The organism is Tardiphaga sp. 215_C5_N2_1 (assembly GCF_052076055.1).
In the GTDB taxonomy this organism is placed as follows: Bacteria; Pseudomonadota; Alphaproteobacteria; order Rhizobiales; family Xanthobacteraceae; genus Tardiphaga; species Tardiphaga robiniae.
Map to the genome: position 1 here is coordinate 6,464,311 of NZ_CP197240.1, position 23,994 is coordinate 6,488,304.

Annotated in this window: 17 protein-coding genes and 1 tRNA gene; 15 read left to right on the forward strand and 3 right to left on the reverse strand. The window is 58.5% G+C overall.

Annotated elements, in window-relative coordinates:
• The first annotated feature begins 47 nt into the window (after nt 1–47).
• Both AB7828_RS30545 and AB7828_RS30550 read left to right on the forward strand, forming a co-directional pair.
• Complete coding sequence (locus AB7828_RS30545) at nt 48–1,403, forward strand: aminotransferase class III-fold pyridoxal phosphate-dependent enzyme (RefSeq protein ID WP_441232098.1); 1,356 nt, start codon at nt 48–50, stop codon at nt 1,401–1,403.
• A gap of 22 nt (nt 1,404–1,425) precedes the next feature.
• Nucleotides 1,426–1,821 (forward strand): RidA family protein, encoded by a 396-nt coding sequence (locus AB7828_RS30550; RefSeq protein ID WP_441232099.1) that lies wholly within the window; start codon nt 1,426–1,428, stop codon nt 1,819–1,821.
• A 276-nt stretch (nt 1,822–2,097) separates the two neighbouring features.
• On the opposite strand, the gene AB7828_RS30555 is transcribed toward AB7828_RS30550, so the two are convergent.
• Nucleotides 2,098–3,084 carry a helix-turn-helix transcriptional regulator gene (locus AB7828_RS30555; RefSeq protein WP_441232100.1) on the reverse strand — a complete coding sequence of 329 codons (987 nt, stop codon included), beginning with the start codon at nt 3,082–3,084 and terminating at the stop codon, nt 2,098–2,100.
• Between the two features lie 849 nt (nt 3,085–3,933).
• On the opposite strand from AB7828_RS30555, the gene AB7828_RS30560 reads away from it, so the two are divergent.
• The 13 genes from AB7828_RS30560 (at nt 3,934) to AB7828_RS30620 (ending at nt 21,606) form a co-directional block, all read left to right on the forward strand.
• Nucleotides 3,934–5,613 (forward strand): methyl-accepting chemotaxis protein, encoded by a 1,680-nt coding sequence (locus AB7828_RS30560; RefSeq protein WP_441232351.1) that lies wholly within the window; start codon nt 3,934–3,936, stop codon nt 5,611–5,613.
• A 1,163-nt stretch (nt 5,614–6,776) separates the two neighbouring features.
• On the forward strand, nt 6,777–8,324 hold the full coding sequence (locus AB7828_RS30565) for a tannase/feruloyl esterase family alpha/beta hydrolase (RefSeq protein WP_441232101.1): 1,548 nt from the start codon (nt 6,777–6,779) through the stop codon (nt 8,322–8,324).
• Between the two features lie 392 nt (nt 8,325–8,716).
• Nucleotides 8,717–9,031, forward strand: coding sequence for a hypothetical protein (locus AB7828_RS30570; protein ID WP_441232102.1), 315 nt, complete (start codon nt 8,717–8,719; stop codon nt 9,029–9,031).
• Nucleotides 9,032–9,054: 23 nt separating this feature from the next.
• Nucleotides 9,055–9,405, forward strand: a complete 351-nt coding sequence (locus AB7828_RS30575) for an EF-hand domain-containing protein (RefSeq protein WP_441232103.1) — start codon at nt 9,055–9,057, stop codon at nt 9,403–9,405.
• A 309-nt stretch (nt 9,406–9,714) separates the two neighbouring features.
• A complete protein-coding gene (locus tag AB7828_RS30580) occupies nt 9,715–10,395 on the forward strand; it encodes a response regulator transcription factor (protein WP_441232104.1) in 681 nt (226 codons plus the stop codon).
• Nucleotides 10,392–11,783, forward strand: coding sequence for a sensor histidine kinase (locus AB7828_RS30585; RefSeq protein ID WP_441232105.1), 1,392 nt, complete (start codon nt 10,392–10,394; stop codon nt 11,781–11,783). Before AB7828_RS30580 ends, AB7828_RS30585 begins: the two co-directional genes overlap by 4 nt.
• A 781-nt stretch (nt 11,784–12,564) precedes the next feature.
• Nucleotides 12,565–14,178 carry a MocR-like pyridoxine biosynthesis transcription factor PdxR gene (gene pdxR / locus AB7828_RS30590; protein ID WP_441232106.1) on the forward strand — a complete coding sequence of 538 codons (1,614 nt, stop codon included), beginning with the start codon at nt 12,565–12,567 and terminating at the stop codon, nt 14,176–14,178.
• A 220-nt stretch (nt 14,179–14,398) separates the two neighbouring features.
• Nucleotides 14,399–15,496, forward strand: coding sequence for an ABC transporter ATP-binding protein (locus tag AB7828_RS30595; RefSeq protein ID WP_441232352.1), 1,098 nt, complete (start codon nt 14,399–14,401; stop codon nt 15,494–15,496).
• A complete protein-coding gene (locus AB7828_RS30600) occupies nt 15,493–16,356 on the forward strand; it encodes an ABC transporter permease (RefSeq protein WP_441232107.1) in 864 nt (287 codons plus the stop codon). The genes AB7828_RS30595 and AB7828_RS30600 overlap by 4 nt, the downstream gene beginning before the upstream one ends.
• 3 nt (nt 16,357–16,359) lie before the next feature.
• Entirely contained in the window at nt 16,360–17,160 is an 801-nt protein-coding gene (locus tag AB7828_RS30605) for an ABC transporter permease (RefSeq protein WP_441232108.1), read from the forward strand.
• A 50-nt stretch (nt 17,161–17,210) separates the two neighbouring features.
• Complete coding sequence (locus AB7828_RS30610; protein ID WP_441232109.1) at nt 17,211–18,287, forward strand: ABC transporter substrate-binding protein; 1,077 nt, start codon at nt 17,211–17,213, stop codon at nt 18,285–18,287.
• Between the two features lie 411 nt (nt 18,288–18,698).
• Nucleotides 18,699–20,429, forward strand: a complete 1,731-nt coding sequence (gene araD / locus AB7828_RS30615; RefSeq protein WP_441232110.1) for an L-arabinonate dehydratase — start codon at nt 18,699–18,701, stop codon at nt 20,427–20,429.
• A 187-nt stretch (nt 20,430–20,616) separates the two neighbouring features.
• Entirely contained in the window at nt 20,617–21,606 is a 990-nt protein-coding gene (locus AB7828_RS30620) for a D-2-hydroxyacid dehydrogenase (protein WP_441232111.1), read from the forward strand.
• Nucleotides 21,607–22,386: 780 nt separating this feature from the next.
• Here AB7828_RS30620 and AB7828_RS30625 read toward each other — a convergent pair.
• Together AB7828_RS30625 and AB7828_RS30630 are read right to left on the reverse strand one after the other, a co-directional pair.
• Nucleotides 22,387–22,461: transfer RNA gene (locus tag AB7828_RS30625), tRNA-Val, on the reverse strand.
• A 170-nt stretch (nt 22,462–22,631) separates the two neighbouring features.
• The gene (locus AB7828_RS30630; protein WP_441232112.1) at nt 22,632–23,894 is read right to left on the reverse strand and encodes a hypothetical protein; all 1,263 of its coding nucleotides are present in this window, start codon (nt 23,892–23,894) and stop codon (nt 22,632–22,634) included.
• Between the last annotated feature and the right edge of the window lie 100 nt (nt 23,895–23,994).

Below are 23,994 nucleotides of genomic sequence, written 5' to 3' on the forward strand. Positions count from 1 at the left end.
CGCATGCCCTGGAATGCAAGCGATTTGTAAAGATAGAGGCAAGACTCATGACTGAGACTGTAAAGACGACGAACCCGAACGGGTACGAACAGGGCTTTGGCAAAAGCGATGCGATCCAGAAACTACGAGCGGAATGGCAGGCAGAGTATGGGCAGAAGCATGCAAAGTCGGCGACCGCCAATGCCGCATCATCGAGCGTCATCGCGCTGACCCAGCGAACACGCTTCAATTCCGGCATGCCGTTTCCCGTTTACGTGGCGGAAGGCTCAGGCGCCTGGTTCACCGACGTGGATGGCAACAAGTTTCTCGATTGCAATGCGGGCTGGAACGCGTCCTTTTTTGGACGCGGCAATCCGGTGATCGCCGCAGCTGTCGCCGACGCCGCGACACGCGTTGGCGCGCCGGGCGGGGCGATGAATCCGAGTGCCAATCGCGATGAATTCGCGCATCTCCTATGCAGCCGCATTCCGGGCGCGGAGCGCGTTCTCTTCGCCCCCTCAGGCTCGGAAGCGAATACCTATGCGTTGCGGCTGGCACGCAGCGCGACCGGTCGCAGCAAGGTGCTCCGTGTCCGGGGCGGCTTCCATGGGCAGAACGATCATCTGCTACAAGGGGGCTCCTCGCTGCGCGGCATTTCGCCGGGCGCGTCGGACTGGCACATCGACATGCCCTATAACGACATTGAACGGTCCGTCGCGCTCATCAAGCAACATGGCGCTGAGCTTGCGGCCGTCATCGCGGAGCCGATGATGACGATCCCCGGCGCGCTTCATCAACGCGACGGCTATATCCAGGCCATTCGGTCGGCCGCGTTCAAACTGGGCATTCCGTTCATTCTTGATGAGATCATCACGGGAAATCGTTTCGCTGTGGGCGGTGCCACCGAATATCTCCGTCTCGATCCGGCGCCGGATATGATCACGATGGGCAAAATGCTTGGCGGCGGTCTTCCGATCGGCGCGGTCGTCGGACGGGCCGATCTGCTCGAGCAGCCGATCAGCGCTTCCAACACCTACGCGCAAAATCCGGTATCCATGGCGGCCTCGGTCGCAAATATGAAGCTCGCAACGCCGGAGCTATTCGCCCGCGTCGCGACTCAGGGCGAATATTTGCGTCAGGGCCTCCGCAAGATCGCCTCCGGTCTGCGCATTCCGGTTCAGATCACGGGTGCCGGACCATGTGCCGGTATCCACTTTACGGCGGAAGATGTCGTCAATGCGGATATCGCCGATCGTGCCGAGCAGGATCTATGGCGCGTGATGTGCCTGGGCGTCACCAATCGCGGCATGGCGATCACGTCGCGTACCTTCGGTCCGATCGCACCCTACACGAATCCTGACGTCGATCTCGTACTGCAGGCTTTCGACGATACCCTTCAGGCCATCGATCAGGCCGCGGCCTGACGCAATCAAAAGGAGCGATCCAATGAGCAAGCCATCGAATACCCAGATCGTCAGCCCCGATCTGCCCGCGCCGCGCGGGCATTTCAGCCACGCTGTGAAGGCAGGGAACACCGTCTATGTTGCAGGCCTGCTCGCCTTCGACGATCAGAACGCGATCGTCGCGCCGGGGGAGTCCGGTCCGCAAGCCGAACGAATCTTCCAAATCCTTGAGAAAATCCTGCGTTCGTCTGGTGCGGAGCTTTCCGATGTCGTTCAGATGACATCATACGTGACGGACATTACTCTACGCGGACCGGTCAATGAAGTTCGTGCTCGCGTATTCGGCGACACCAAGCCGGCAAGCACACTGGTGGGCGTTGCCGCGCTCGCTGCGCCTGGTGCGGTCATCGAAATCGATGCGATCGCGGTCGCCTCGTGATAGAGGCGACGTGACTGTTCTTGATAAGAACGGGAAAATCAGCTGAAATTACCTGCGGCAATGAAGTCGTTGTCGGACGCATGTCTCGCTTGAATGGGGCGATCAAGCGGGTCCATAAGCTGGCCTGCTTAAGAGCGAAGGGCTGCATCGCGAATCTACCTCAATATTGTTAACATGCAACGTGACGTGCACGGAAATAATAGATTCTGGGTGTGGGGGGGCCTAGCCGTGCAATTCCATCGCGCGGATAGGCGCAGACGCGCCTGAAGACGCCCTCTATGAACCTGCGTCAGGCGTTCTGGATCTCTTCCTTAACAAGGTTTGCGAGGGTAACTCGCCATACGTAGTGCGATACGCGCGTGCAAAATGTCCCATGCTTTGAAAGCCACAGCAAATTGCAATCATCATGACTGTGTCGGGGTCTTCAGCCACCTCCAACATACTCCGCGCCCTCTCCAGTCTGAGCTGCCGCATGAACTCATTAGGAGTTGTGCCCCGGAGCGACCTGAAATAGCGGAAGATACTTCGAACGCTCATCCCGAACTCGTCGGCTATATCCTTAATGTCGATATTCTTCTGCCAGTTTGCAGCAAGATAGCTCTCAACCCGACGCAGCTGGTTCAAAGAGGGAGATGATACATGGCCTTTAAGTCTCGGACTAAAACGTACTGAGCAACTCATCAGCAACCGGACGAGAAGCGCCTGGCCAAAAATTTCAGCAGCAAATGAATCGCCTTCCATCACTGAATCCAGATCTGAAATAAATTGGATGGCGGCAGCTCTCATGCTGTTTCCGAAACGATCATTTGTCCATGGCTCGGCATTGAGTTGCTCGGCCGGAATATCCTCTCCGAGCATCGCGCTAATGACGGTCCTTAGGGCAGAAATCTCGATTCTCAGGGCCACAACTCCGTGCGCGCCGGAGGCGATTCCCCGAAACGAAGAGCCTGCAGGTATCACGACTGAGGTGTTGGACGCCGAGAGCACATCCGATCGAGCACTGTGATTGAACGTTATGTGTGTTCGGGGGCGGGCTTGGAGAAACTGCCGGACTACCGGGGCGGCATCATATGTTATGTCAGTGGACGTGCTGCAGAATGCGCTCGTGACCCGGACATACTTGGTGTCGACCCAATTTGCCTTGGCGACAAATGGTTGCTCTCGAAACTGACAGTCAAAATGGCTAACGTTGAAGTTGGCAAAAAGTATTTCACGATTGACTTCCGGATTTTTCGTATGGAAGCCGGGAAAACGTTCAAGCATGGGCGTCATCCAGATGTTATGGTTCGGCGCTCCGTCCTATTCGTCTACTAATTCTGGAATCGTTTGGATCATAAAAGACCATACGATCCACCGCCTAGCATTTTACGACAGTAGCCGCTTTTATTGCTCTGCCTTTGACTAAGGCGCGAGATAGCGCAAATCGCGTTTCAGCCAGGTTAAGTCGGTTCGATTTGACGCCTAGCTCTTACTCCTGCCGAGCGTTAATATCCTACAGTTTGGGCGACATGATCTCGATATTGCGCAGGTTGCGAGCGAGCGACTGGAAGCCTATGGCGAAACGCTTCGCTCCTGCTCTTGATGTCATTGCAGTTTTGCCACGGCATAACCCACTTCGTTTTTCAACGCATGAGCTTTCCTCGGTCGTTTGAGTTCTTGCGATACTGCTCGTAAGAAAAATTCAGGGGGATCATGCCGAAACGTTGCTGAATAACATCCGTATCTTCGGTCCGAGCGCACCCGACTAGGTGCTTAAATACCGTTAGTAGTTTGGTCTCGGGATCGGCGCATGATGCGCGGACTATATTGATGCCTCTTGGCACCTTCACATCAGAAGTTGGCGTGTCGCTACAGGAATTCGCCAGGCACTGTAAGGACTAACCGAATCTTAAACGCGTCTCTTTATACCGAGTCACATATTTAAGTAGTCGGGTTCAGAGGAACTCATGCGGCCCGTCGCAATCATGAACTGGGCGTGACCGTGACGGATTGCAAAGTTCAAGCCCGTGAGGCGCGAGTGCAGTCTCTTTGAAGCGCGATTGCACAGGATTGCTGGTGCGCGCCCGCAGTTCAGATTGAATGCGCTACATTGCAAACGAGGAACCGCACAAAATGGCGTTCTGGCGACAACATTCCAAATCCGACAGCGCAGCTGCCCAGTTGGCGGCAATCAACAGATCGCAAGCGGTCATCGAGTTCGATATGAGCGGTGGGGTCATCACAGCTAATCAGAATTTCCTTACTTTGCTTGGATACACACTTGCCGAAATCCAAGGCAAACATCACAGCATGTTCGTCGAAGCGGAAATGCGCGATAGCTCGGCATACCGAGCGTTCTGGGCGAGCCTCAGCAGCGGCGAATTTCAGTCCGCCGAATACAAACGGGTCGGCAGGGGCGGCAAGGAGATCTGGATTGAGGCGTCCTACAATCCGATCATCGATCGTAGTGGTAAGCCGATCAAGGTCATCAAGATCGCGACTGACATCACCGCGAAGAAGATCTTGAGTATGGAGGAATCCAGCAAGATCGCGGCAATCGAGCGCGCGCAAGCCGTAATCGAATTCGATCTTGACGGAACTATTGTCACTGCGAACAAAAACTTTCTCGACGCGCTCGGCTATGCGTTGGCTGAAATCCAGGGCAAGCATCACAGCATGTTCGTCGAACCGGCGATGCGCGAAAGCGGGGAATATCGAGAATTCTGGGCGCAGTTGAACCGTGGCGAATACCAGGCCGCCGAGTACAAGCGGATTGGCAAGAGCGGCAAAGAGGTGTGGATTCTTGCCTCCTACAATCCGGTCCTCGACGAGAAAGGTAAGCCATTCAAGGTGGTGAAATTCGCCACCAACGTCACCCAACAAAAACTCCAGACAGTGGACCTTGCCGGACAGATCGCTGCGATCGGAAAATCACAGGCTGTGATCGAATTCGGTATGGATGGCATCGTCTTGACGGCCAATGAGAACTTCCTACAAGCGCTGGGATATTCGCTAGAAGAAATCAAGGGCAGGCATCACGGCGTGTTCGTCGATCCTTCGGAGCGTGATGGTGCTGCCTATCGCGAGTTTTGGGCAAGTCTGAACCGTGGTGAATACCAGGCCGCCGAGTATAAGCGGATCGGAAAGGGCGGCAAGGAAGTCTGGATTCAGGCGTCCTACAATCCCATCCTGGACCTCAACGGTAGGCCTTTTAAAATCGTCAAATATGCTACTAATACGACGGCTCAGGTAATTGCCCGCATGAAGAGCGAACGGGTCCGTTCGATGATGGAGTCAGTCGCCGCAGGTGCCGAAGAACTAAACGCTTCTGTACGAGAAATTTCTGAAGCGATGGTCAAGTCGAAGAATACTGCGATGTCGGCGGTGGGCAAAGTTGAATCCGCCGATGGGCAGGCGCAGCGCCTCAGCGCGGCAGCGCAGGCCATGAGCGGTATCGTCGAGTTGATTGGGAATATCACTGGGCAGATCAATCTGTTGGCCCTGAATGCCACGATTGAATCCGCGCGCGCTGGCGAGGCAGGACGCGGTTTTGCTGTCGTCGCGTCCGAGGTTAAGAATCTTGCAAATCAGGCCAAGCAGGCCACTGACAAGATTACTCGCGAGATTGACAGTTTGAACGGCATATCCAGTGACGTCGTCACCGCGCTTGAAGCAATCAAGCAAGAAATTCAGAATGTCAGCGAGTATGTTACCGCTACTGCGGCTGCGGTTGAAGAGCAAAGCACAGTGACCGGCGAAATGTCGTCAAGCATGCAACGCGCGGCAGCGGAAGCTGCCAGTATCGGGCGCTGACTGTGGTTTAGGTTGTAGCTCATACGGGAGGGGTCCGTATGGGATGGATACCCTGATGGTGAACTTTTGCGGTGCAGATTCGGCACATCAGCTCATGCCGTTTGCACTGCTCCTGGAGGTCGTCGTTCGATTTCAGGCGGGATGTCCTCGACCAATATGGACCCTATGCGGGTAACTTACCTGTCGGTAAAACTGAGCCGTCTATGCCGTAGGCCGACGCCGCTGCCTAAGCGCTTCTGCCGACGTCGTTTCTCTAGATAATCATCGATAACCGAGATGCACGCCTGTGCGTAGGTGAGGGCGCCAGAAAGACGCTTTGCTTCTTTGAACTTATCGGTGATGCCCGGGGTAGTCGTCGCGGAACGTTTACGTGTCATTCGGCCTGCATATCTGGTCAAAGGACCGCTCTTTCAAGTTGAACTCGCAAGCGCGGCATTCCGAAACCTACAATGGCGCGCAGCTTTAATGGGAATCGGTTTTGTCTGTTATAGAGAAGATGAACAAGCCGCGGCGATGGCTTGAATTCTTCAAGCACAAGCTTCAGCGCGACCAGCGCGCACATACTCACCGAGCTAATAGGATACAGCACATATAAGGCCTGCGCCCGACAAGCCGGTGTCGATCGTTGCATCGTGGTGTTGACGCCAGGCGAGATTGGAATGACGCGGTCACGTCCTCGCCATTTGAAACGGTCTCTAGTCGCGAATGTGCTCGTTCGCTGCAGGGAGTAACTCATAGATCACGTCACTCAGGCTGATCGCTTGCCCTTTGAGCAAACCAACTGTTTCGAGGCGTGCATATCGTTTGCGATCGATGGCGCCGGCCGTGTACTTCCTGCCGCCACTTTTTGCGATTTCGCGCAAAAGCTTAAGGGCGTCGCTCTGATAGCGCGATCAAGACAGCACTCCGAATCAAACGATGTCGGCGCCCATATTAGACCTGCGGACCCTCAGCTCACATCGACGTTAGGGGCTCGCCTGGCCACACCCCAAGTGTTCGGCGTAATCTTCCCGTAATACTCTGAGTTCTGATAGATGCCGATACGAAGTTCGAGCATGCCGCGAGACCACTTGCAGGGCGGCATGCCGTCAGCAGTCAGAGTGCGGGGCTAGCTCCAACCTCTACACACAAGTTCTTCCAATTACTGAACAGGAAGCCCAGCATTGAAATCCGCTCGTTTAATTAGGCTGATGTCTTTCATGGCGGCCGGCTTCGGACATTCGGCTCTCGCCGCCGATACCGTGACGGTTCGGGATGTGTCGTTCTGTCAAGAGTTCCGCAACCAGAGGATCGCAGAAGCAGACGTCGTTAATACCGAATTCGTTGCCGAGGGAACCCCACTGCCTCCGTTGAATATAAAGGCGCCGGTGGAATTGTGCCGCGTCCAGATGAAGACTGCGTCGGCACCTGGTTCGGGGATCAAGCTGGAGGTATGGCTTCCTACCGACTGGAACGGGAAGTTCGTCGGTCTCGGTGGCGGTGGATTTGAAGGCGGATACTCAGTTGCGACAGTGTTGCTGCCGAGTGTGGTGAGAGGTGGATATGCAGGGGTCATGAGTGACGCTGGCCATGATGTAGCGCCGCATCCTGAATGGGCCGTTGATGCACCCGTGAAAGTCGCCGACTACGGTCATCGCGCCAATCATCTTGCTGCCGTCATAGGGAAGGCGGTGGTTGCAGCCTATTATGGCCGCGCAACTGATCGTGCCTATTTCTCAGGTTGCTCAAACGGTGGCAGGGACGCGCTCATGCTCGCTCAACGCTATCCTGAAGATTACGACCTTATCGCTGTAGGAGCGCCCGCAAACGATTTTACGGGACTTATGGCCTCGTTCGTTGAGTACGGTAAGATATTGCAGGCACCGGACGTTAACCTCAGCGCACCCAAGCTCGAACTACTGCACCAAAGAGCTATTGCTCAATGTGACGCGATGGATGGTGTGAAGGACGGGCTTATCGCGGCACCGGAGAGATGCAACTTCGATCCAGGCGTCCTTCAGTGCCCCCCCCGTGAAGGCGGAGTTTGTCTACGTAGCTCGGAGATTGCTGCTGTAAAGCACATCTACGCCGGGGTCAGAACCAGCACTAACGATCAGGTCATGCCAGGTCTCCCGATCGGCAGCGAATATGAATGGGAGGCATGGCTCACCAAGTCGGGCAGCCTGGGGGCTGGTATGGGCTTGGACTTCTACCGATATATGGTGCTTGCAGATCCCGATTGGACACCGTCGAGCTTCGAGCTGGATCGAGACTTGGCGGTTGCACGTAACAAACTGGGTCCTGTTCTCGATGCGGTGGATGTCAACCTTAGCCAGTTCCTGGAGAGAGGAGGCAAGCTTCTGATGTATCATGGCTGGGACGACGCGGCGATTCCGGCTAGAAACAGCCTGAAGTATTTCTCTGCAATGCAGGAAGCAAGCGGCGAACTGGCTCCTAGCCAGACCCGTCTCTTCATGGTCCCGGGAATGGCCCACTGCGGAGGGGGGCGGGGACCCAGCATGATCGGTTACTTGGCCGAGCTACGCCGCTGGGATGAGACCGGTACAGCAAGTGACCGACTCATTGCAACGCAGCCCGACAACATTCTTTCTGTAATGCTTGGACTGGAAACGAAAACCATGCGTAGCAGACCGGTCTGCGCATATCCGCGAGTCGCACGATACAAAGGCGACGGATCTGTGGAAAACCCTGACAATTACTTGTGTGAATGATCGAGCAGCGCCTTCTCATCATGTGTGCATCCGACGTGCTGGAAGTGGTAGTTCTGGTTATGCCACCCGGTTCGAGATCTGCTCGGTGGCTTCGCGCAGGCTCATGAACGGCGTCTCATTCAGAAACTCGCTCCGGAGCCGACCGCTGAAGCTCAGATGAAGGCCGGTACCGATGCCCCGCGGGTGGTGAGAGAGTCTCACGTCGCTCCTGTACTCACCGTCCACCAAGAGCGTTGCTCCCCTAAGCGGTCATCGCAGCATGGTGGTAGCCGAACGGCTGCCATCCTGCGAACGTCACGCCCGTCATTTTTCGGAACGCGTAATGTTGCCGTAAGGCGCCGACCCGATCCCTTTCTCAAGATGCAACTAAGCATCGGAAAGGAGCATTCCGAATGAATTTTGATAGACTAGGGAAAGTGACTGCGATGCTTGCGGTCTTCCTGTCGCTCATAAGCGTGCCCGAACTGGCCCACGCAGGAAAGAAGGAGCGCAACATTGCCCTGGGGATCGGCCTGGGACTTCTCGGCGGCGCCATCGCTTCACAAGGCGATCCAGGTGCGTTGATTGGCGGCGCTGTCGCGGGCGGTCTAATTGGCGGTGCCCTCACAAATGACAATCGCCGCTCGTGGCGGGACGACCGCCGTGATTGGCGTCGTGGGCCGCCTCCTCGCTATCACGGCCACTATCGACCTGTCCGCCGCTACTGATAGCATGGGCAAGGAATAGCACTGTGAAAATAAAAATTGCGATGCTGGCGACTGTCCTATTCTCGGCCAGTGCAATGACGGTCGACGAGGCCTTTGAGCAAATGGACACGAACAAGGATGGCTCAGTCGACCGCCAGGAATTCGGTGCGTACATGACGGATATCCTTGGGAAGCAGCGGGCACAGCTCGACGAAGGCTTCAAGGAATTGGATATCAACAAGGATGGGAAGATCGATCGGGAAGAGGCGAAAGCTAATGCTGCACTCGACGGCTATTTCGGCGATATCGATTCCGACGGTGACGGTTTTCTAAGCCTGGACGAGATTAAGGTGGCAATTGCCTCCGCCTCGCAAAGGACCGAACAGCAGCCCTGATTTGCTGCGAACTCTGACGTAGCAGTAAGCTCGGGCAGATGGGGCGAAGCGGTCGTCGAGCCGCTCCGGCCGACACCAACGCCGATGCACAGGACGCGGATCGTCGCCCCAAGCACGCCCGCATTTCCATGAGCAGACATCCGGCGCATTCAGGCGCAATGGGTTGGACGATTGCACACATGGAAGCGAAGGCGGTGGCAACGGCTGCAACGCTACTGTAAGAATCACGCAATTCTGTCCGATTGAGAGGACTGATGAAAAACAGAATAGTAAATCCAAGCAATGTCAGGATTCCAAAGGGTACGGTAGATGCGAATTCTTCTGGTCGAGGACGAGCCGGAGATGGCCGATGCCTTGGCAACCGTCCTTCGGCGGCACGGCATCATCGTCGATTTCGCACCCAACCTCTCCATCGCCCGCGAGGCGTTGGAGCACGATGTCCATGATGTTGTGCTGATTGACCGCCGATTGCCGGACGGAGACGGCATCACGCTCCTTCCGCGACTCCGAGCCAGCGAAAGGAAGATACCTGTGATTGTGATTTCCGCGCTCGGTTCGGCCAGGGACAGGATTTCAGGCCTCAACACCGGCGCGGATGATTACCTGTCTAAACCCTTCGAGGTTGACGAGTTGCTTGCCCGCATCAGGGCGGTCTTGCGACGATCGCCGGACATTCCAACCCAAAAGATTGCGCTTGGTCGCCTGGACTTCGATATTCAGGCTCGCGAGGCCTATGTCGGGAGCGTTCGGCTGGCGCTGACCCGAAGGGAACTTTTGATCCTGGAAAGCCTCCTTCGACGTCCGGGACGAACCATCCTCAAGAACGTGCTCGAGGACGCCGTCTATACTTTCGACGACGAGATTGCCTCCAATTCGCTGGAAGCCAATGTCTCACGGCTGCGAAAGAAGCTGATCGAAGCAGGGGCGTGTGCCGAAATCCACAATATCCGCGGCGTCGGCTACTTCATCAAGTCGAGTGCTGCGCGATGAGAAGCAACTGGTCACTTAGTCGGCGCGTCACCGTGGGTCTTATGATTTTCCAGGCTTTGACGCTGCTGGTCTTAGCTTCGTTGGGGATAGCGCTCGCCTTCAAGGCCACGTCAGAGGGCGTCGTTATCCATCCGCGACTGCCCGTGTCGATCGCCCGGTCGTTGATCCGCGATGCGAGTGGGCGAATTGCACTCGCGCCGACTGCGGAGCTGCAGGAGTTTATGTCGGCCTCGCCCAGCCTCTGGATCCGTGCTCGTTCGCCTGACGGGGAGGAACTGACCTATGGTCCGGTACCCGACATCACCTCCGCCGTGATGGCATTGGCCAACGACATCAGGACGATCGACATTCGGACGACAGACCGCGCTGACTATTTGACCTCGCGTTTCGACAACCTCGATACGGCAGTCGGCCGTTCCACGATCTGGACCGGCGGCGGTGGCTTCCTGTCCGATGTCGGCGCGGTTCTGCGTCTCGGCGGCATCGCAGTCATTTTTCCCGTCCTCGCATTGATCGTGCTGACCGCGATTGGCGTGCCACTGGTCATTCATTTCAGTCTGAGATCGGTGAAACAGGTTGCGAGCCAGATCGACCAGATCGACTACGAGGCGAGAGGAACCCAAATTGAAGGCGAACAACTGCCTCGCGAAATCCTGCCGATGGTACGCGGCATGAACAAAGCTCTCCTCAGGATCGACGCAGGCTCGGAACTGACGGAGCGCTTCTTTGTCAACGCTGCCCACGAGCTGCGAACGCCGATCGCCATCCTCCAGGTCCGTCTCGAAGCGCTCGACCCGGGACCGGAGACGGACAAGTTCAAGCTCATCGTCCGGCGACTGGCCGTTCTCGTGAATCAGCTGCTTGATATCGAGACGTTCCGACAGAACCCGCCAGAGCGCCGGTTAATCGATCTCGGCAAGATTGTCGCTGAAGCGATTGCCGATCTCGCTCCCTACGCGGTCGCCGAAGGATACACGATCTCTCTCGACTGCCCGGGAGATCCGGTCTGGGTGAACGGAGATGCCGCCGCGCTGGATCGGATGCTGGTGAACCTGATTCAGAATGCTGTCCAGCACGGGGGCAAGAAGGGGAGTATTTCGGTACGCGTATATGAGAGCGGCGTAATCGAGGTGGAGGACGAGGGTCCCGGCATCGATGACGCAAAGCGCGAGCCCATTTTCGAGGCATTCTACCGGTTCAACCCCCATGGAAGCGGAGCGGGCCTCGGTTTGAAGATGGTTCGGGATATTGCCCGCGCCCACGGAGGTGAAGTGGTTCTGAAGCCAAAGACGGGGGTTGGAAGCACGTTCGTTATATCGCTGCCCGTGCACAATCAGGATGAAAGCGGGCAGCAGCCAAGTCGATCCCAATCAGGGCGGACGCCTTAACGGGAGGATGATCACCACGATTTTCGTAAGATTCCTCTAATGGAACTGCCGCATCAAAGGGTGTCGATCAACCAATGATGGCTGGGCCTCGGCCGTCATGGTTTCAAATGAAATATCCTGCGAGAAAATCATCGTGGAAAGATTGATTGCCATTGCTCTCGTCGCAATTGCTCTGACGGGTTGCTCTGAACATGTCGGACGCGGCGCTGGTCCCACACGCGCCTGCTCAGCCTAGAGATTCCAGGAATGCCAATGCGACCATGGGCGGAATATAAGACCGGGGACCGAGCGGCAATCGTTGGTTTCGGGAATGTCGGCGCCGCGACATCAACACTTCAATCTGGCGTAGCAGAACCACGATCTGCTCCGCATTGAACCTCTTCTTCGGCATGACCAAAGCTCCTTTCCAAGCTCACTTTCTCACAAAGCTTGGTCCAAAAAAGCCCGGTCAGATCAGAGCGTCACCAGTGTACCTGCGGCGCCAATCGGTCAGATAGCCTTCCATGTCGGCCGCTTCGGACAGCACGCCGCTGGGGCCGGTGATCGCCGCACCGAATCGATAAGTTCACGATGCAGTTGCCTCAACTCGGCAGGTGCCATCGCGCTCCTCGATATTGCCGTTTGACGCCTTCGAACCATTTGATCCATACTTGTGTCAAGAAAATCATTTGGTTCCGATCTGTCGACCGTTCACCTGGGGACCAGACGTCAGATCGGCGGAATCTTCGAGAGCGCCGCCTTTTCCGCCGCCCCGTGATCGCGTGAATAGAAGCGAAAATTCATGATCAGCGCCGACCGTAATGGAAGAATTGCTCTGAAGAACGGCAGGAAATCACCTTGCCATAGATCTCAGATCTCGCTTCTAACTGGCATCGACATCGCACATGGCAGCGAGGTGCCGCTCTATCGGCAAATCTACAACGAGCTGAAGCGATTGATCGACGCCGGTGCGCTTACGCCGGGGACGTTGCTTTCATCGCCCCGAGTTCTCGCGAACCAGATCAAATGCTCGCGCCATACCGTGGCGACCGCCTACGACCATCTCGTCGACGAAGGCACGCTCTTCAGTGAGCATGGTGTCGGGACCTTCGTGGCCAAGCTCCCTGCGGACATGGTTCCCGACGGGAGGCTCCGTCGCGACAACGACCTTGCGACCTTTTCGATGCCGCCATTGAGCGCATTCGGCCAGCACTTGACGGAAATGAGAGCCCGGGACGAGGCAGATCCGCTTCAGATCGTCGGCGCTTCCGACAGTTCGCTTTTCCCGTTAGAGATCTGGAACCGCATTCATTCGCGAATTTGGGGCGGCGGGAAAAAGCTCCTGGGCGCGTCGCCCCAGAAGTCCGGGCATCTCGATCTGCGCGAGGCCATCTGCAGGCTTGTGCAGCGAACGCGCGGCATACAATGCTCTCGTGACCAGGTTCTGATCACGTCGGGCACCACTCAGTCGCTCGACCTGCTCATGCGTGTTCTGCTCGATCCCGGTAATAAGCTGATCGTCGAAAACCCGGGTAGGCCGAAGGCTGCGTTGCTGGCACGCGCACAAGGCCTCGAACTGGTTCCGGTGGACGTGGACGCGGCGGGGTTGGACGTCGAGCTCGGCATCGACCTGGCGTTCGACGCTCGGGCGGCGCTCGTGACGGCGAGCCATCACTATCCGACAGGCGCTACGTTGTCGCTCGAAAGGCGAATGCAGCTGTTGTCTTGGGCTAGCCGCACGGGCGGCTGGATATTCGAGGACGATTACGATGGCGAGCTGGTGTCCGGCAGACAGCCGATACTTCCGCTCTTCAGCCTAGGCCGCAATAACAGGGTGGCCTATATGGGCACATTCTCGAAATCGATCGGATCTCATTTGCGGATCGGATACATCATAGCTCATCCAGATGTCGTCTTAGCGCTCGAAGCAGCGCGTTATTATATTGACTATTTTCCTCCGCTGATGCCGCAGCCGGTTCTCGCCACCTTCATCGAGGAAGGCCATCTCGAATCGCATATCCGGCGAATGAAGAAAATCTACAGTGAGCGGCAATATCTGACGAAGCAGGAAATCGCTCTCAAGGCCGCCGGCAGGTTCGAACTCGACATTCAATCGCCCAGCCTGTTCCTGCCGGCCTGGCTGGTCGCCGCAGGCGGGACTCTGACAGACAAGGACGTCGCACGGCTTGCGCGCTCGGTCGGAATCCCGGCGTTCGATATGTCGAGCCTCTACCTGACGACCCCGCGTCGACAGGGGATCGTCCTTGGGACGGGGCGTATGGATGTGAAGACGATTCCCGAAAAAATCGAATTCCTCGCGAGGCTTCTGAGGCGCTCGGGCGTTACGCGTGACGCATCGAACGGACCGTCGACTTGGGTTGCGAGACCGCCTTTGCCGCAGCCTAGTCACATCTAGAGCCGTGGCGCAGTCGACAGCTTCCGCTCAACAACAACGCCGATCGACGTGGTCGGCCCGTCCGACTAGGCAATCTGGCTTGAACGAATCTAATGAACTGGCCTTTTGACTGGTTCTACCCCGGCCTACTGTTTTCCCCTCGCAGCGATGAGACAGATTACGCGGCCCCCGAACGGGCGCGATCGCTAGTCGAGAGGGGTGGATTTTGGCATCTGAGCGGATGGAAGGTCGCGCTGTAAGAGGCGCCGACCTGTCGATTACGAATCTCTATAAGCGATACGGGGAAGTCGAGGCCGTACGCGGCATAGACTGCGAGATCAAGCCCGGCGAGTTCATGTCTTTGCTGGGACCGTCGGGTTCCGGCAAGACGACGTTGCTCATGATGTTGGCAGGCTTCGAGACGGTGACCTCTGGAGCGATCACGATGGCGGGGCGCGATCTCACCCATGTGCCACCCAACAAGCGCGGCATCGGCATGGTGTTTCAGCGCTACGCCCTTTTCCCGCACCTAACGGTCGCGCAGAACATCGCGTTTCCGCTCAAGATGCGCGGCCTCTCCAAGGACGAGATCCGGTCCAAGGTGGCCCGGACGCTCGCCATGATCCGTCTGGAAAGCTATGGTGACCGGCTCCCTCAGCAGCTTTCGGGCGGGCAGCAGCAGCGCGTAGCCGTCGGCCGCGCGATCGTCTTCGAGCCCCCGGTTCTCCTGATGGACGAGCCGCTCGGAGCACTGGACAAGAAGTTGCGCGAGGACCTGCAGATCGAGATCAAGCGGCTGCACCGCGATCTCGGCCTGACGATCGTCTACGTCACGCACGACCAGGAAGAAGCCCTCACCCTTTCCGACCGTATAGCCGTGATGAACCACGGCAGGATCATACAGGTCGGCGATCCCCGGAGTCTGTACGCCTCCCCGCGCAGCAGCTTCGTCGCGGACTTCGTGGGAAAGACGAATTTCCTGGCCGGCACCGTTTCAGCTGTTTTTCACGACAGCCTCACGATCGACGTTCAGTCCCTCAGGCTGACGGTTCCGCGCGAACGGTACATGGCATCAAGCAATGCCGAGCTCGGTCAGGCCGTCGAGATTTCCGTTCGTCCGGAGAACATCGACGTGATCCGGGGCACCGCTGATGCGCTGCACGGGATCGTCGAGAGTGTCGTGTTCGTGGGGTCCTACACCACCTACGTCGTCCGGCTCCCCGGCGGCGCGCGCGTCGATGTCCAGTCGGCCGGCCGCGATTATCTCGACGAAGGCGAGGCGGTTTCGCTGCGGCTTTCCGGCGAGATGGTCGCGATTTTCCCGGAGCGAGCCGAATGAGTTCGCCAGCCGTCTCCAAGGCAGCTTCAAGCGGAGGCACCTTACCGAACGCCCTGGCCCTCGCGCTCCTGTTGCCCCTGATCCTGCTTCTCGCCGGCGCATTCGTCACGCCGATCCTGGTGCTGATCTTCGAGAGCCTCTTCGCGCCTGATCTGACGTTCGAACACTACGCCAAGGGCCTCACGCAGCCCTTGTACCTCAGCGTGCTGATGCGAACGATCCGGACGGCATGTGTCGTCACGGCGATGTGCTTCCTGTTGGGCTACCCGGTTGCACTGGTGATGTCGCGCCAGAAGGGAAGACGCGTTATTTACTTGGCTGCCTGCGTCTTAATCCCGCTTTGGACCAGCGTTCTCGTCCGCTCTTACGCCTGGATCGTGCTGCTTCAGCGCAAGGGCATCGTGAATACGGCCCTGATAGATGCAGGGATCATCAGCGAGCCGCTAAAATTGCTGTTTACCGACGCCGCGGTCATGCTGGCGATGACACACGTCCTCCTGCCATACATGATCTTGCCGATCTATTCCGCGTTGTCCGCGATCCCGCCCGAACTCGACAGGGCAGCCAGGAACCTTGGCGCCGGGCCCATCAGCAGTTTTTTCCGGATCGTGTTTCCCAACAGCCTGCCAGGTGTCTACGCCGGAACGATCATCGTGTTCATTCTGGCGCTGGGCTTCTACGTGACGCCCGCTCTGGTCGGCGGCCCGCAGAGCATGACCATCGCCACCCTGATCGCCCAACAGACGACGGAACTGCTGAACTGGCCGTTTGCCGGAGCATTGGCAGGCATCCTCCTGGCCGCAACCCTCGGGCTGGTGTCCGTCTTTGGCCGTTTCCTCCGCATCGGAAAAGGCGCCTGATCGATGCAATCCCGAAAAGCGATCAATTGGGGACGCCTTTCCCTCAACGCCTATGCGGCGGCGGTTCTCGTTTTCCTGATGGTCCCGTCGTTGCTGATCATCCCGATCTCGTTGGGAAGCGAGCCCTTCATCCAGTTTCCGCCCCGCTCTTTCTCGCTGCGGTGGTACAGAGAACTGATCACGGACCCGGCATGGATGGCCTCGTTCGTTTTCAGCCTCAAGATCGCAGTCGCCACGACGGTTATGGCAACGGTCATCGGGACTCTGGCCTCGCTTGCCCTGGTCAAGGGAAGCCTGAGGTTTGCCTCCGCATTGCAGGTCCTGACACTCGCGCCGCTCGTCGTGCCGCACATTGTCATAGCCGTCGCGCTTTACCTGGTGTTCGCGCCGGTCGGGCTGACCGGCAGCTTCCTGGGCTTCCTCATCGCCCATTCGATGTTGTCGGTTCCCTATGTCGTGATCACGGTCACATCCTCATTGCAGAAGCTGGATCCCAGTCTCGAATTCGCTGCGTTGAGCTGTGGGGCCTCGAGGTTTAAGGCCTTCGTGCTGATCGTCCTGCCCAACATCGCACCCGGTGTCGCCGCCGGCGCAATCTTCGCCTTCCTCGCATCCTTCGACGAGGCGACCGTGTCGTTCTTCCTCTCTGGCGTCGAAGGAAAGACGATCACCAGAAAGCTGTTTGAGGACATCGATTACAATCTCACGCCCGTAATAGCGTCAGTATCGTCAGTAATTTTGCTGATTTCCGTCCTCTTGATGTTCTTTGTCGAAAGAATGCGCCGGCCGGCGCCTCAAGATTGATCCTGCCTATCTCCATCTGAACTTCCCTTACCCATGAAAGGATCGCGATAATGTCGATCAGGTATCGTTGTGGAGTGCTGCGCCGGTCCGCATTGGTCGCGACCGCGTTGATCGGTGGCATGCTCTTGGGCACGCTGCCTTCCAGAGCAGAAGAGCGGGTGGTCGTTGCGACGGCGGGAGGATCCTTCGAGCGTGCGCTGCGAACGGCTTGGTTCGACCCTTTCACGAAAGCCACTGGAATCAAGGTGATCAGCGTGGTCGCCACCGACGCGGAACAAAGGGCAAGAGCTTCCGCTATGGTCCGCGCAGGGCGGGTCGAATGGGATATTTTCAACAACCATGAGATCCTGGCAGCCTCCAGCGGCAACCGCGCCATCACCGAGGATCTGTCGCAATTTTGTGCGCCATACGTTGGCAGCCCAAAGCTGTCAGCCGGGACGTGTAGCGCCGCCGGGCTGCGTTTTTCGCGGAATGCGACGACCATGGTGTTCAACAAGGAGGCTTTCGCGGGCGCGAAGCCTTCGTCTTGGGCGGATTTCTGGGACGTCGAGAAATTTCCCGGGCGTCGGGCGCTGCCGAGCTTCGGCGATCCCTGGCGCGTGCTGGCCGCGGCTCTCCTGGCCGATGGCGTGAGCCCGTCGAACCTGTTCCCGCTGGACGTCGATCGCGCCTTCAAGAAGCTGGATACGATCCGGCGACAGATCGACCTCTGGTGGCGCACCGGTGACCAGAGCCAGCAAGGCTTCAGGAACCGTGACTATGTGCTGGGCATGCTGTTTGCGGTCCGCGCGAACACACTTCGCGACGAAGGACAGCCAATCGAAGTCTCGTTCAATCAAGCGTTCATGATCGGCGACAGCCTGCAGGTTATAAAGGGAGCCCAGAACCGCGAGGCGGCTCTGAAACTGCTGAAGTTCTACATGGAGAACCCGGACATCCAGGCCCGCTATTCAGAGCTAACCGGTGTGGTCCCGCCCAGCGACGCCGCGCTCGCTTTGTTGAGCACGGAGGCCAAGACGAAATTGCCCGCTGCGGGCGCCGCCACCGTTCTGATCGAGCCGAACCTGGACTGGTTGAACGCCAACCAAGCAATGCTGGTCGAGCGCTGGAATGCCTGGATCCAGTAAAGTGACGCAGCACCGCGACAAGTGAAGAGAACGGGGCCGGTTCCGGCCACGTTTTTTTTATGCGCCGCTTCATGTCCTCGCGAGCGATGTCGCCCAGCCGTCATCCGTGGTCGCCCTGGGACGTTTGGGCGCAAGAGCTTCGTACTCGCTTTTTGATCGAGGAGGAGCCCGCCGCGCCTGCCCTTTTTGTCAGAAGGTCATGATTCGATCCGGCTCGCCTCGTGATCGAGCGCTTCGAGATCTTGGGCTGGACCGCTTCGGCGCCGGGGCCTGCCAACAGGCCCCGGCGCCGAAGCGGGACTGGCCTGCAAGCCGGCATCGGCCCGACGCTATAACTGCTCAATAGAAAAAACCGCGCCGCACCGCCTTTTCCCGGCGCACGGCAAGAGCCCATATTGTCGGGAGTTTCCCATGAGTAACGGACGGATTTCGGCTAAGAACCTGCGGAGTGCGCGCTGGTTCGCAGCCAACGATTTGCGCGGCTCCGGACATAGGGGCCGCGCTGGCCAGATGGGCTACTCCCCGCAGGAATATCTCGGTAAGCCCGTCATCGGTATCGTGAACACTTGGAGCGACATCAGTCCCTGTCACCAGCACTTCAAAACGAGGGTCGACGACGTCAAAAGAGGCGTGCTCCAAGCCGGCGGCTTCCCCATCGAATTGCCCGCGATCTCGTTGTCCGAGCCGTTCCAGAAGCCTTCGACGATGATGTATCGCAATCTTCTCGCGCTCGAAACCGAGGAGCTGTTGCGCTCCTACCCCGTCGACGGCGTCGTGTTGATGGGAGGCTGTGACAAGACCGTGCCCGCGCTGCTGATGGGGGCGATCTCCATGGATCTACCCACTATTTTTGTTTGTGCCGGCCCGATGATCCGAGGCCATTATCGCGGCAAGACGATGGGCTCGGGTTCCGACAGCTGGAAATACTGGGCAGACCGTCGCGCCGGACTGCTTTCCGAGCAGGAATGGGAAACCATCCAGCAGAGCATCAACCGCTCGCCAGGCACCTGCATGACCATGGGGACAGCCTCCACCATGTCGGCCCTGACGGAGACCCTGGGCCTGACCTTGCCGGGCTTCTCGTCTGTCCCCGCCGTCGATTCGCAGCATATCAGGCTGTGCTCGGAGAGCGGCCGCACCATCGTCGAGGCGACCTGGTTGGATAGGAAGCCGTCAAAGATCCTCTCGCGAGAGGGCTATCTCGATGCGGTGACCGCATTGATGGCCCTGGGCGGTTCCACTAACGCCGTGATCCACCTGATCGCGATGGCGAGCAGGAGCGGCATCGATCTGTCACTGGACGATTTCAACGACATCGCAGAGAAAACGCCCGTCATCGCGAATATCCAGCCCATCGGCTCCTACCTGATGGACGATTTCTATGCGTCTGGGGGTATCCTGGCGGCGCTGAACCGAATCTCCGGCATGCTCCACACCGATCGGCCAACCATTAACGGCAGGACCGTGATGGACAACATTTCGGGTGCGGCTGTGTTCAACGACGACGTCGTCAAGACGCTGGAAGAGCCCGTCGAGGATCGCGGCGGGCTAGTCGTCCTGCGTGGGAATTTGGCTCCCGAAGGCGCGGTGATCAAACCCCATGCGGCCGAAGCCCACCTGCGGGAGCACGTCGGTCCCGCGCTCGTATTCGACAGCTATGGCGAGATGAACGATGCCGTGAACCGGGATGATTTGGAGGTTTCGGCTGACACGATTCTGGTCCTGAGGAATGTCGGGCCGGTCGGCGGCCCGGGCATGCCGGAATGGGGCATGCTGCCGCTGCCGAAACGCCTCCTCGCCGCGGGTGTCCGCGACATGGTTCGAATCTCCGACGCTCGGATGAGTGGAACCTCTTATGGGGCGTGTGTCCTGCACGTGTCGCCGGAATCTTATGTCGGCGGTCCGCTCGCCATCGTCCAGAACGGCGACCGGATCAAACTGAGCGTCGCGAGCCGCGAGCTCAATCTCCTCGTCAGCGACGAGGAGATTGCCGCGCGCCGAGCGAGGTGGACCGCGCCTCCCCCCCGTTTCGCGCGAGGCTATGGCGCGATCTATAGCAGCCAGGTGACGCAAGCCCATCAAGGCTGCGATTTCTCCTTCCTCGAGAGGGGGCCTGCTACTCCCGAGCCAGAAATCCATTAGCCGAGAGCTGCCCGGCGGCGCAGGGCAGCTGAACGGCCGCGCGCGCGATGCTCGGTCTTCGGGTTCGCGGCCCCGCCTCTGGCGGGGAGCCTCCGGCAAAATGAGAACAACGACCCGGTCACTCTCGCCTTGCGCGCATCCGAAGCGCAACTCGCTTTGGCCCTCAGTACACTTGCCTGGTGGAAAAATGTCTGACGCTCAATCAATCCTCATCTATGTCGAGAATGCGAGGGACGCCGAGCCGGTTCACCGCATCGATGCCGAAAGCATCAGTGAATCCGCCAGGAAAATATTTCCCCGGATCGATGTGGTCGAAGCCACGACTGACACGCCCGATATCCCGTCGCTGGAGAAGGCGACCTTCTTTATCGGCGGCCAGATCGATAAGGAAAGATTGAAGCGGCACGCGAAGCAGCTTGCGATCGTCCACTCCCTCAACGCCGGCGTCGAGAAGCTCATGCCGCTGGATTGGCTTCCGGACTCGGCCGTGTTGACCAATAGCCGGGGCATTCACGGTACGCGGGCAGGCGAGTTCTCGATGATGGCGTTGTTGATGCTGAACAACCGCGCGCCTCACTATGCTAGCTTGCAGCGCGACCGATCATGGCAACGGACCTTTGGCGATCCGATACGTGGGAAGGTTGTGATGATCTTCGGCGTAGGCTCGCTGGGTGGCGCCGCCGCCGAGGCGTCCAAGTGCATCGGATTGGAGGTATGGGGCGTCCGCAGAGATGGCGCACCACACCCGGCGGTGGACCGCATGTATACGCCTGCAGATTTTCGCGGTGCGCTCGCCGAGGTCGACTTCTTGCTCCTTTCCTGTCCGCTGACTCCCGAAACGCGAGGGGTCATCGGCGCGCCCGAATTGGCCCGGCTGCGTCCAGGAGTTGGACTGGTCAATATCTCCCGTGGCGACGTCATCGAAGAAGAGGCTCTGGTCGAGTCCTTGCGCCGGGGGCACTTGTCGGGAGCGGTCCTCGATGTCTTCCGGCAGGAACCCTTGCCTGCCGAGTCCGAACTCTGGGACGTGCCCAATCTTGCGATTTTCCCCCATGTCTCGTCGGACAGTTCCGTTGGATATACGGCGGCGAGTTCGGCTATCTTCCTAGAAAACCTGACGAGATGGCTGAGCGGACAGCCTTTGCGAAACGTCGTCATCCCGTCCCGCGGTTACTGACGATGATTCGGAAAGTCTCGGTGCGATAGCCGCTCTGCCAGACACGAGTGGTCAGCTCGATTGCCGAATCGCTCGGTGTTCCGGCTGCGCGGCAACATTGCTAGCGACTTGAGCATTACTGGAACGCCATTGGCGTGATGGCCAGATATGCTGCTATTTCGCGGTACAGCCATCGACCGAGATCGCTACCCCAGTTATGTTGTGGGCAACGGCGGCGAGCCTGGGAGCGAGTTTCATACGTGATAGGCCAGATACGCTTTCGGCGTCCTCGCCTTATTCGCTGGGCGAAGAGGTGCTGCTGCCGGGATCGCCGTAATGTGCCCGTCATTCTCGACGGCCATCAGGATAACTCCCATAAGGCGCGTTGCCCAATGAACCAAGGCAACTACTGTAGTTCTCTCTGAGAACGGTGCAACGATATCGCAACGAATTGCATGAGACGTCCGTGAACAAAACGTGGCGGTAGCACCTGTCACAGTGAGAAAAATCAATAGCTTAAAGGGTGTACACAGCGTTCGGGACGCAGGGATTGTTCGCGTCAGATGGCCACCATCAACGAATGTCGGTATCGGTGCTTACGAGTCCAAGATTCGAACCTGGTCGGTGTGTGCGAAGCTGTTGCTGCGAGTTCATGACGTGTGGTGTTGCCATGAACGTTCCCGGAACAAACTCCGCAGTTTTTCCCCGATTGGATGCGTGATGTTTGCGTATCGTTCTGCCGGCAGTTGCCGAGAACGATCATGCCCAATTCAAAAAAGATAAGGAAAATCAGCTGTTAGATGGTGGGCGCACAAGGGATCGAACCTTGGACCTCTCCCGTGTGAAGGGAACGCTCTCCCGCTGAGCTATGCGCCCGGGATGCCGTACAGACCAAAAGGCCGGGCGGTAATGGCCCGGCGGGGACTGACGTCAATGGCGCGATTTAGGGAATAGGGGGCGGGGGTGTCAAGCAAACCCTGCCGCAAGTCAGCACAATAAGTCTCCCCGTCCGGCCGGACGGCCAATCCGGGTTCCAGGCCCGCGATTTAGCCCGGCTGCGGGGCGCGGGAGGCGTGGGACTGCAGCGCCCGGATCCGGTCGGCGAGGGTGCTGTTGGGGGCGAAACCTGCGTCATTGGCGGGGCGCGGCTGAGCTGTTGGGGCCGGTTCAGCGGCCAGAATTGCCTCGATGGGCGAATTCGGCCCTTCCAGTGTCATCGCCATTTTGGCCACTTCGGCGGCGATGTCGTTGATGCGCTCGCGCAGCAGCGCGTTTTCCATCCGCTCGGTGGCCCATGCGCTCTCGGCCTGCTGATGGACGCCGTTGAGGTCGCGCTGCAGCTTGGCGCGCTCCTCGCGGGCGGCGGCGAGCTCGGTCTCCACCGCGGCCTTCTCGGCGCGCAGCTTCTCGATGACGGGCGATCCCTTGGCGCCGTTCATGGCGGCGAGCTCGACGCGTAGGTCGCGCGCGATCTGTTCGGCGGCGTCATTGGCTTGGCGCAACTGGCTGTTCTCGAAATCGCGCTCGGCGAGGATCTTGGTCTGGGTCGAGAGCTGGCTCTCGAGATCGGTGACGCGGGCGCCGAGCTGTTCGGCTTCGCGGACCTGAATAGTGAGCTGCTGATCGAGATCAGTCACGCGCTGGCTGAGATTCTCGACGCGCGCGCGCGCCTCGGTGAGTTCACGCGTTGCGGTGTCGGACTCGCCGCGCTGCAGCTCCAGCCGGTGCTGCGTATTGGCGAATTCCTTTTCGGCATCGCCGACACGGCCCTTCAATTCCTCGACCTGCGCACGCACGGCGATGAGCTCGACCTGGCGGGTGTCGGCCACCATGGAGCGATCCGAGAGGTCGTGGTTCAGCTTGGCGAGTTCGCTCTGCTTGTCGCTCAGGGCCTTTTCGGCGGCGCGCAACGCTTCCGTCTTGCTGGTGAAGTCGGCCTCGGTGAGGCCGAGCTTTTCCTTCACGGCGGCTTCACGGGCTTCCAGCGCGAAGATCGTGGCGTTCTTTTCGCCGAGCTCAAGCTTCATGCGGTTGATGGCGTCGGACTTCTTGCCGAGTTCGGCGAGCTGGCTGGTGGTCTTGTTCTTGAGCTGGTCGACGCTCATTTCCAGCCGGCGTGCCGCCATCGCGAATTCCGCGCGGAGCTGGTCCTTGTCGGCCTGGATTTCCGCCATCGACAGCGGCGTGGCGGCTTCGAGCCGGCGGGTGGTGAGGCGGACGGCGCGGTTATGCACCAGCGGCATGATCATCAGGCCGCACAGCATCGAGATCAGAAAACCGATCGCCAGATACATGATCGGTTCAACCATGACGAATGCTCCCACGCTCTCAAAATGCAGCGGTTAGCATGCCATGGCACCGCCGGCAAAGACAGCGTAACGCCTCGTTAACCTTTATTCAGCCGTTCAG